General features: G+C 34.2%; 12 protein-coding genes. 11 read left to right on the forward strand and 1 reads right to left on the reverse strand.

All coding sequences use genetic code 11. The features are described from left to right. Positions 1-80 precede the first annotated feature (80 nt). The 3 genes from ACIQ56_RS09720 to ACIQ56_RS09730 all read left to right on the forward strand — a co-directional run bounded on the left by ACIQ56_RS09720 (position 81) and on the right by ACIQ56_RS09730 (position 1,678). A complete protein-coding gene (locus ACIQ56_RS09720) occupies positions 81-593 on the forward strand; it encodes a serine hydrolase (protein ID WP_397600869.1) in 513 nt (170 codons plus the stop codon). Further along, a complete protein-coding gene (locus tag ACIQ56_RS09725) occupies positions 578-808 on the forward strand; it encodes a hypothetical protein (protein ID WP_397600870.1) in 231 nt (76 codons plus the stop codon). Before ACIQ56_RS09720 ends, ACIQ56_RS09725 begins: the two co-directional genes overlap by 16 nt. 327 nt (positions 809-1,135) lie before the next feature. After that, positions 1,136-1,678: a hypothetical protein gene (locus ACIQ56_RS09730; protein WP_397600871.1), complete on the forward strand. Its 543-nt coding sequence runs from the start codon at positions 1,136-1,138 to the stop codon at positions 1,676-1,678. Between the two features lie 518 nt (positions 1,679-2,196). Here the strand turns inward: ACIQ56_RS09730 and uvrC are convergent. After that, complete coding sequence (uvrC, locus tag ACIQ56_RS09735) at positions 2,197-4,221, reverse strand: excinuclease ABC subunit UvrC (RefSeq protein ID WP_397600872.1); 2,025 nt, start codon at positions 4,219-4,221, stop codon at positions 2,197-2,199. A gap of 132 nt (positions 4,222-4,353) precedes the next feature. Between uvrC and ACIQ56_RS09740 the strand changes: the two genes are divergently transcribed. The 8 genes from ACIQ56_RS09740 to ACIQ56_RS09775 all read left to right on the forward strand — a co-directional run. Beyond that, positions 4,354-5,556, forward strand: a complete 1,203-nt coding sequence (locus ACIQ56_RS09740) for a R3H domain-containing nucleic acid-binding protein (RefSeq protein ID WP_397600873.1) — start codon at positions 4,354-4,356, stop codon at positions 5,554-5,556. A gap of 141 nt (positions 5,557-5,697) precedes the next feature. Continuing rightward, positions 5,698-6,477, forward strand: a complete 780-nt coding sequence (locus ACIQ56_RS09745) for an electron transfer flavoprotein subunit beta/FixA family protein (RefSeq protein ID WP_397600874.1) — start codon at positions 5,698-5,700, stop codon at positions 6,475-6,477. Between the two features lie 20 nt (positions 6,478-6,497). After that, positions 6,498-7,481, forward strand: coding sequence for an electron transfer flavoprotein subunit alpha/FixB family protein (locus tag ACIQ56_RS09750; protein WP_397600875.1), 984 nt, complete (start codon positions 6,498-6,500; stop codon positions 7,479-7,481). 124 nt (positions 7,482-7,605) lie between these two features. Then, entirely contained in the window at positions 7,606-8,031 is a 426-nt protein-coding gene (gene rplK / locus ACIQ56_RS09755; protein ID WP_397600876.1) for a 50S ribosomal protein L11, read from the forward strand. Between the two features lie 52 nt (positions 8,032-8,083). After that, positions 8,084-8,782: a 50S ribosomal protein L1 gene (rplA, locus tag ACIQ56_RS09760; protein ID WP_153420689.1), complete on the forward strand. Its 699-nt coding sequence runs from the start codon at positions 8,084-8,086 to the stop codon at positions 8,780-8,782. 147 nt (positions 8,783-8,929) lie between these two features. Further along, entirely contained in the window at positions 8,930-9,448 is a 519-nt protein-coding gene (gene rplJ, locus ACIQ56_RS09765) for a 50S ribosomal protein L10 (RefSeq protein ID WP_153420688.1), read from the forward strand. Positions 9,449-9,529: 81 nt separating this feature from the next. Continuing rightward, complete coding sequence (gene rplL, locus ACIQ56_RS09770; RefSeq protein WP_397600877.1) at positions 9,530-9,907, forward strand: 50S ribosomal protein L7/L12; 378 nt, start codon at positions 9,530-9,532, stop codon at positions 9,905-9,907. Between the two features lie 192 nt (positions 9,908-10,099). Further along, a partial coding sequence (locus ACIQ56_RS09775; RefSeq protein ID WP_397600878.1) for a hypothetical protein occupies positions 10,100-10,409 on the forward strand: 310 nt, incomplete at its 3' end.

Below are 10,409 nucleotides of genomic sequence, written 5' to 3' on the forward strand. Positions count from 1 at the left end.
AATCGCACTGCTTACTTCCACGCTGATGGCTAATCTTTACGTGGGTGAGATTCGCACTCACTGGTTCTTACGCACTTATCTTGGCGCACCATAATTTATCCTTAGAAATCTCCACAGATGAAATATTAAATTCTATTCAAAATAACGCTCTTTTATTTACACCAGGCTCCCATTTTTATTATTCCAATACAAATTATGTATTAGCAAAAAAAATATTTGAATATGTCACTCACAATTCATTATCCTATGAAATTCACAAACGAATTATCGAGAAATTAAATTTAGAAAAGACATACTATATAAATCATTTGCCAAAAAATGAAATTCCTAAAAACAAACAGAAGCATATTATGAATGGTTATAATTATTATGATAAAGAGCTTTTAGGTAAAGAAACCATAAATAACACACTATCTATTGCAAGTGGGCCAGGCTCTATTATTTCCACTTCATCTAATTTAAATACCTTTATAAGAAGTTTATTTTCTGAAGACAATCATTTGCTATTATCGCCTTATCAAATAAAACAATTGTTAAGTTTTAATTATTATGAAAAAAAATCGATCCATCTAAACCAATGCCTCAAAAAATAACCGATTATTTTATAAAAGACGGTTACGGTTTAGGCATATACACCAATGCATTTAACGAATTTAGCCATTCCGGTATGACCGATGGTTTTTTAGCCGAAATGAAATATTTAAAAGAGAGCAATACTTCGTATGTTTATTTAATGAATGCCTCAAATGAAGAGCAAGAAAAAGAATTGATTTCTGTAATAGAGGAATTGTCATATCTGCTGCAATAAGAATAAAACATTTCTGATCGCACCTTGCCTTTCATCAAACAATTCTCTAAAGTTTCATACTACGTAGTGTCGTGTCCTACAAACCTGAATCAGATGATTTCGCTTTGATATTTGAAATAGATTTTTTTCAAAAAAATAAAATTAGCCAGAGATTCATTCTATACTTTTTAACTTGATCCTGTTCTTAAATAAAGGCAGTACAAAATTAAAATTTTATTTGCCTATTTGATATAAATCTTGCTCTCTCGTTGAATAACTTAAATAAAATGCTACATGAAAAGTAATGGTTTCATTAAATAAAATATTTTTAAAATATATGGAGGATTTATGAAAAAATGCATTATAACTTTATTATCCACTTCTTTATTAGCAACTTCTGTAAATTCTTTTGCTTTTCCAAATACCTATTCTCAAAATACAACTTATAAAGGAGAAATCCAAATCCCTGGTGAAAATGATCTTGCTTATGTAAGATGGGGAAAACAATTTTACATGAATGTTATTCTACAAAATGAAGCAGGAATGAAGAAAACACTAGGAAGTCTTTATGATTTACTTGCAGAAAAATCAGTTATAATGAAAAATGAAGGTTTTTTTCCTGAAAATAATCATGAATATAGAGAAGCTATAATTAGAAGACAAGCTCCTTTTTTTATAGATTATTTTAATAGTGAATTAACTCAAGAAACAGTAAATAATATCGCATCTCTACATTTTAAATATAATATTACAACAGAAATGTTTGATGAAATGAAATACCTTATTGTAGAATCTTTTAGAGAAAATTTTGGTGATTTTATTACTTACTATATTGTTGATCCTGGAAGTACAATGGAAGAATTTCGTTCGATGGTTGTTAAGCCGAACTAAAACGATAATATCAGTTAATCATGTTTTGTTAATTTAATCATATTATATGCTGGACTCTATTATACAGCAAAGAACAAAATTTGTTTCAAATAGACAAATAACTTTTAAATTTAAATTGCCCTTTTTGTAACTTATGTTCAATATGTACTAATTAAATGACATAAACTCATAAAAAAAAAGACTCGCCAGAAATAAATTCTAGTAGTATAGAATATAGATTCTAATTTTTTTTAAAAATATTTGACAATTATTTTATATTAAAATAATTTACCTTTGTCTACCATAAAAAATAATATTTAAAATACGGTGAGGTTTTTATGCTTCCTAAAATCAAAATTATAAGTTTTCTTTTTCTTCTATCAATTTATTCAAATGCCGCTTTGGCAAATAAATATTTTTGTCAGTGCAAGGTGAAACAACCAACTATTTGTATAAAGACAAAATAAAATAAATTATTCTTAATTTCATAAAATAGGAAACATTAAAAATTTTTATATTGGATTATTTTATTTTTTAAATTAAGAATTTTGTTCTTTTATTTTTTTAACAATTTCTTGAATTATATTTAAAGGGATATTTGTTTTTTCTGAAACTTCAATTAATGGAGATTGTGCAATATCTTTTAAGTTAGGGTAGATATCTATTAATTTTTTTCTTCTTTTTAGTCCCAAACCTTTTATTTCTAATAATATGGATTTCATAGAAGATTTATCTCTTCTTTGTCTATGAAAAGTAATGGCAAAACGATGTGCTTCATCTCTCAATTGAGTAACAAGTTTAAATTCAAAGGACCCTTGTTTTAATATTTTTGTTTCGGGCTCTTCTTCTGGCAAGACATCTCCATCCGAATTTCTCTTTGGAACAACTAAACGTTCAAAAGAATTTACAATTTGCGAAGACGTAAAATTAGATTCTCCCCTTGATTTTGCAATTCCAATAAATGGCAAATGCCCAAGGCCTAACGATTTTAAAACCCAACCAACTTCACGAACTTGAGGAGTCCCTCCATCTAAAATTAAAAGGTCTGGGTAAATTACTTTTTCCTTGTCTTTAAAACGACGGCGTATGACTTCTCTTAGACTGGCGAAATCATCTGCTTTTCCAACTGTTTCTTTAATAATATATTTTTTATAGCCACTTTTAAATGGTTTTGCATTTTTAAAGACAACCTGAGATGCAACTGTTTCAGCACCTTGAAAGGTTGAAATATCGTAACACTCAATTAAAGAAGGAATGGAATTTAGATTTAAAAAACTTTGCAAAGCCATTGTCATTTGGTTGCTGTTTTCATCCATTTTATTTTGTTCAATAAATTTATTTTCTGCATTTTGATTTGAATGATAAATAAGATCTTTAATTTTATTCGTCAAATTTTTATTTTCGTGTTTAATTGATTTTACATAAACTTCTCTTTTTAAATAAAATAATGTTTTTTTATTATTTAAATTATCTTGTTTTTTGTTTATTAAAAAAGAATTTATCATTTCATAAGTAGAATGAGAAATAATATTTATTGCATTTTCAAATAAAACACTTTCTGGGACAGTTTTATTTTCATAGTATTGACAAATAAACGAAGTAAAAATTCTTTCTTGTTCTATTTTCTTATTATCTAAAATTCCTTCTTCTGAAGGCTCCTCTGTTAAATGTCGTATTAAATAGGAATTTCCTCCAACCACTTTTCCATCTCGAATATTTGTCACATAAAAAGTAGCAAGTTCTTCATTCCAGTAAGAGCCAAAAATATCTAATTCAATATCGACATCTAAAGTTACAGATTGATTCGATGTTAAAGATTCCAATGCTTTAATTTGATCCCTTAATAAGGCCGCTTTTTCAAATTTCATATCTTCAGCAGCTTTTAACATTTCCTCTTTTATTTTTTTTGAAATATCTTTGTATTTTGAATTTAAAATAGCAATTACACTATTTAAATGATCATGATATTCTTCTTTTTTAACGTCCAACTTACAAGGAGCAAGGCATCTTTTAATATCATAATAATTGCAAGGTCTGCTCACCGTTTTAAAAACAGTCGGACTGCATTTCACCAATGGAAAAAACCGATTTATTACATTCATGAGCTGCTGAACTTGGCCACTAATCGTAAATGGTCCAAAATAAAGAGCCCCATCTTTTTTTCTTCTTCTTACTATGGTAACTCTTGGCCATTTTTCATTGATATCAATTTTTATATATGGATATGTTTTATCATCGCGCAATAAAATATTATAATTGGGTTGATTGTGTTTTATTAAATTATTTTCAAGTAATAGCGATTCATATTCATTTTCTGTAACGATCACTTCAAAGTCGAATATCTTGGCTACCAATGCTCTTGTTTTCGGAGTATGATTTTCAAGACCTGTAAAATAACTTTTTAAGCGTGAAATCAAATTCTTCGCTTTTCCAACATAAAGAATTTCGCCATCATATCCTTTATGTAAATAGACCCCTGGCTTTTGAGGGACTTGAGATAGTTTTTCACGAAGAAACTTCAAACGAGCCGCAGTGTTCCTTTTTTGATGGGTATCCAAATTCATTAGTGACTTTTCTTTCGTTAAGGTTTATCCCTTTCGATAAGGATGTAGTCCTACTTTCGCAAGACCGCTATACTATTCCAATTGGAAGGCGATTACTTGCCTTTCACTTAACTCTATATAGGACTTTTTACTGTGACTGAACTTACTAAACTATCTATTAACCCTGATGCTTTTATATATGCAGTGAATCAAGCATTTGAAGCGCGTTCGAAAGCCAATGGCGAGTTCAATTCTCATTTAAGATTTGAACCATTCTTAACAAAAACCTGGACTACTCCAAAAAACCTTGATTTTTCATCATTTAAAACACTTCTTAGCGAAATTATAGCGCATCATTTTCATATTTTGCCTAACTTTCAACGCAATGAAAATGTAGATATCGAAAATATTTCATGGTTTTCACATTCCATTGCTGCCCTTTTTGCTGATCTTGACTATTTATTACTTGAATTCACTGGGCATAAGCTTCCAAATTTATCTGGAAACGCTCTTCCAAAAGCAGTGAGTAGCAAAAATATATTGACAGCTATACAAAAGTACGAAGCTTATTTAAATAATAATAACGAAAATAAAGAGACTTATTCTTTGTTTCCATTATTGTCTGAAGCTAATGAAACAATGGACTCACAATATATTCAAGAAATTTGGAGTTTAATTTCATCTTTTACAAAAAAAACATTTGGTTCTTATTTTAATTTAATTCAATCTTACGTTTTGTGGAAGTACACAACTAAAGAAACAACTCAAGAAGCGATTGACTGGAATGTAAGACCTCCTTGTGGCGCTGCTTATCACAAACAATTTAAAGAACTATTTGATCGTGAACGTGAAGAGCGCTTTGCAAAACGTAACGAAAGAAATAATAAATCAAAAAATGATAAAGACAAAAGAGATCAAAAATTTGATGATAAAAAATCATCTCATTCCACCTCAAATATAAAATTTTCTCATAAAGAAAAAAATCATAAAGAAGAAACTCATTCTAAACCAGTGCATAAAGAAAAAGTAGTAACAGAAGATGCAACTCCTAAATTAATACATAAAGAAAAAAGTCTTAAAGAAAATACAGCACCTTCTTTCAATGGAAATTCATTTCAATTAAACTCATCTGCTGCCGATCAAAAACAACAGCAACATCTTGAAGAGGCTCTTGAAGAAGCACGTACAGCTATTCAAAAAATGATTAAAAATAAGAATATTCCTGAGCTAAGCTTAGCTCCCCAAAACTCTTTTATAAGACGCCATCAACATTCACTTATTACTGAATCTGGTTTTGAAACAGAAAGTCTTGGAGAATCACGTAGTCGCCATGTTTGCATAAAAAGGAAACACTAAATAAACAGAAATAAATAATCTGAATTGCATACCAAGAATCTTTCTCCTAATTGACACCCTATCTAGAATTAGTAATCTCATTCTGACTTAGTGGTGTTTTTTTTATTTGATTAACAATCAATCCTTCTCCGGAGGACTAAAATGAAAATTCTTGTGCTTGCAAAACACGTTCCAGATACCGAAACAGTGGTCAAAATTGCTGCTGGTGGAAAATCGATCGATGAATCTGATTTTAAATATATGGTGAATCCTTGTGATGAATACGCAATGGAAGAAGCCATTCGCACGCAAGAAAAATTTAAAGGCGAAAGTATTGTTGTCAGCGTTGGTCCAGCGCGCGCACAAGAAACCATCCGTAAGGCACTCGCTATGGGAATCGACCGTGGTGTTTGGATAAACACAGAAGGATATAGCGGAGTTCTTGACTCCTATTCTGTAGCTTTAGCTATTTCAAAAGTTGTCATCGAAGAAAAACCCGATCTCGTTTTTGCAGGGTTAAATACAACAGATGAAGGCGCAGGAAATGTAGGGCCTATGGTTGCTGAATTTTCAGGAATGCCAAGTTTAGTAAACATTTCTAAAATAGATTGGCAAAATGAAGGCAAATCCTTCCGTGGCGCACGCGATGTTGAAGGCGGAGTTGTTGAAGTATATGAAGCGCAACTCCCTATTTTAATCGCACCACATCAAAACTTAAATGATCCCCGTTTCCCTTCTTTGCCAGGAATTATGAAAGCGAAGAAAAAACCAATTGCAGAAAAAAAAGCTTCTGAACTTATAACCGAAAAAGCAAAAGTAGAAGTTCGTAATTATAAACTTCCCCCTGAAAAAGCACCTGGAAAAATCTTTAAAGGCAAACCCGTTGAAGAAATGGTTGTTGAAGTGGCAAAGTTATTACGTTCTGAAGCAAAAGTTTTATAAAAATATAAGAGGTTATTATTATGTCTCATAAAGTTCTTGTGTATGCAGAAGTTAGAAATGGGAAATTAAAATCTACTTCTGGCGAAACTCTCGCAGAAGCGAGAAAAATGATGGGTGGCAAAACAGAAAACATTCACGCTGTTTTGTTAGGCGAAGGGTGTGAACAACACGCTAAAACTCTCGCTACTTTTGGAGCATCTAAAATTTATGTTGTAGACGCTCCCGAAACAAACACATATCAAGGTGAACCCACAATTCAAGCTCTCGATCAAATCATAAAAAAGAATGGTTATACGATTGTAGTTGGTCCTGGGTCTCCAACGGGAAGAGATTTTTTTCCGCGCCTCGCCATTCGTAATAGCGGAGCCATGTTAACAGACGTTGTCGGTTTTCAACTAGAAGGAGAAACGATTGTTGCCGATATTCCAATGTATCTTGGCAAATGTTCTAAACAAGCCGTTTCCAATGCTGCAACAACTTTTATCACCCTACGTCCTAATGTGCGCCCATCCGAAGTTGCCGATGCCAACGCTCAACCTTCAGTAGAAAAATTCTCTTGTAGTTTTGATGCTTCAAAAATTACGGCTAAAGTGGTAGAAGTTCGCAAAGGCTCTAGTGAACGCCCCGATCTCACTGAAGCAAGTATTATTGTTTCTGGTGGAAGAGCGATTGCTAACAAAGACAACTTTAAAATTCTTTTTGAATGCGCTGATGTTGTTCATGGCTCTGTAGGTGCTTCTCGCGCCGCAGTCGACTCCGGATACGCGCCTTATGACATGCAAGTAGGTCAAACAGGTAAAACTGTAAATCCTAATTTATATGTTGCTTGCGGAATTTCTGGATCCATTCAACATTTATCTGGTATGCGTACATCAAAATGTATCGTAGCGATAAACACCGATGCCGATGCACCTATTTTCCAAAAAGCAGATTACGGTATTGTAGCCGATCTTTTTCAAGCGGTTCCTATCTTGACAAGAGAATTTAAGAAGATGACTGAATAAGGCAAAAGTGCCTATTTCCTTCCTTTTTCCTTGCAAGTCCTAAAATTATGTATTATCGGTTTGCATTCACGCCCAAAGCGCACCTTTTTTTGGGCTGATTGCTATATTATATGAGGAAAGTACAATGGCTAAAAAAATCACAGGGCTTATCAAGCTCCAGATCAAAGGCGCTCAAGCGACTGCTGCGCCTCCCGTTGGTCCAGCTCTTGGACAACGTGCTGTAAACATTGCGATGTTTGTAAAAGAATTCAACGCTCGTACACAAAAACAAGCTGGTGAAGTTCTTCCTACAGTAATCACTGTTTACTCTGATAAATCATTTACATTTATCACAAAAACTTCTCCTGCAAGTAACTTACTTAAAAAGGCTGCAAAAATTGAGTCCGCAAGTAAAACTCCAGGTAAAGCGATTGCTGGTTCTGTAACAGAAAAACAAGTTGAAGAAATCGCTAAGATCAAACTTCCAGACTTGAACTGCTACGACATTGAAGCTGCTAAGAAACTTATCAAAGGTTCTGCACGCTCCATGGGTCTAGAAATCAAAGGTTAAATTTTTTAGAGGGAGGCCTTCATAAGCCGATTTACCTCAAAGGAAAATCATTATGGCAAGAAAAATTAGTAAGAAATTAAAGGCTGCTAGCGCTAAAGTAAATCCTAGCAAGTCTTATAATCTGAACGAAGCAAGCCAGCTTCTTAAAGATATTTCATATGCAAAATTCGACGAAACAGTTGAAGTTGCTATGAATCTCGGCGTTGACCCACGTCACGCTGACCAAAACGTTCGTGGCGCTGTCGTTCTTCCTCATGGCCTTGGCAAAAAGGTGCGCGTTTTAGTATTTGCTAAGGGCGAAAAAATCCGCGAAGCAGAAGAAGCTGGTGCTGATTTTGTTGGTGGTGACGATCTTGCTCAAAAAATTCAAGGTGGCTGGCTCGATTTCGAAGCCGCTATTGCAACTCCAGACATGATGGGTGTTGTGGGACGTCTTGGACGTATCCTTGCTCCTCGTGGACTTATGCCAAACCCAAAAGTTGGTACAGTTACACAAGATCTTAAAAATGCAGTTAAAGAAGCAAAAGCAGGCCGCGTAGAATTCAAGGTAAATAAAGCCGGAATTATTCAAGCACCTGTTGGAAAAGTTTCTTTTGACTCTAAAAAAATCGAAGAAAATACAAAAGCATTTATCGATGCTATTGTTAAAGCAAAACCTGCTGCAGCAAAAGGAACATACATTAAATCTGTGTATGTAAGCTCCACAATGAGCCCTTCTGTTTGTGTAGATCCAGCTGAATATAAAGTTTAATTTCGTTTCGTAAGGGTCTAAGACTGCTGGTCATATTGCGATTGTGCAATCATATAAATCCCGCATAGACTTTGACCCCTGCGGTTTATCAACCTCGTAATTCCATTTTGCCTGTGGGAATACGAATAACTTAGGGGAGGCACTCTCTTGGATCGTAACGCTAAACTCCAGTGGCGCGAAAGTGTTGTTCAAGCACTCGACAAATCTGGTGCTGTGTTCCTAGCTAATTACTCAGGGATGACAGTTGAAGAGCTTACGGCAATGCGTCGTGAACTCAAAGCAGTCCAAGCAGATTTTCATGTAGTAAAAAATACAATTGCTCAAAAAGCTGTTGAAGGTAGAGATGAAAATGTAATCTCTGAACTTTTCAAAGGCCAAACAGGCGTTGTTTTTGCTTATGGTGATGCTGCTGCCGCTGCTAAAGTATTTTCTGAATCCGCAAAGAAATTTGAGAAACTCAAAATCGTTGGCGGTTATATGGAGAAATCCTTATTAACTCCAGCTTCTGTTGAAAAACTCGCTTCTTTACCTTCACGCGAAGTACTTCTTGGCCAACTTATCGGTACTATGGTTGCTCCACACCGTGGACTTCTCAACGTACTCAATGGTGTTCCTAGAAACTTGGTTCAAGTTCTTAACGCCATTAAAGAGAAAAAAGCCGGTTAATAACGATTGCCCGATTGCGTATTTATTTTGTGTTTAATCTAATAGTTTCGCTATGAAACTTAATTTTTTAAAGGACTGACAATGTCTACTATTACTAAAGAACAATTTATCTCTTACATCGAAAACCTTACTCTTATTCAAGCTGCTGAGCTTGTTAAAGAATTAGAAGACAAATTTGGCGTATCCGCTGCTGCTCCAGTTGCTATGATGGCTGCTGCTCCTGCTGCTGCTGCTGCTGCTGCTGAACAAACAGAATTCGAAGTAATTCTTAAAGCTTCTGGCGACAAAAAACTTGACGTGATTAAGGAAGTTCGTGCTATTACTGGTCTTGGTCTTAAAGAAGCTAAAGATCTAGTTGAAGGCGCTCCTAAATCCCTTAAAGCTGGCGTTACTAAAGCTGAATCTGAAGAAATCAAGAAAAAGCTTACAGCTGTTGGCGCAACAATCGAAGTTAAGTAATTTTAACTTTGCTGTTTTCCCAGTCTTATTAGCTTAAGAGTCAAGCTATTGAACAGTACGTTCTATGGCTTGACTTTTGCTGTTGTGCAAATATTGTGTGCTGTGCTCACGTATGGTATGCCATTTAATGCACACCACACAATTTAGCAATCTTATATTTGTATCCTTTCTTTCTTACGCAGAGGACTCAATATGGCCAATCTGGCATCAAGCTTCGTCCGTCACCGTCGTACTTTTGCTAAAGTTAAACCAATCATTGGAATGCCAAATCTAATTGACATTCAAAAGAAGTCGTACGCTGAATTCTTGCAAGGAACAGATTCCGCAGATGCTCGTATAGAAGCGGGCTTACAGGGCGTTTTTAAGAGCGTATTCCCTGTACAAGATTTTGATGCAACAGCTTCTGTTGAATTCGTCAGTTATTCCCTAGATGAACCAAAATATACTGTTGAAGAATGCCGTTCAAAAGGCATGACTTATGCAGCGCCTGTAAAGGTTTTGA

The sequence above is a fragment of the Silvanigrella sp. genome, from assembly GCF_044369315.1.
Lineage (GTDB): Bacteria > Bdellovibrionota_B > Oligoflexia > Silvanigrellales > Silvanigrellaceae > Silvanigrella.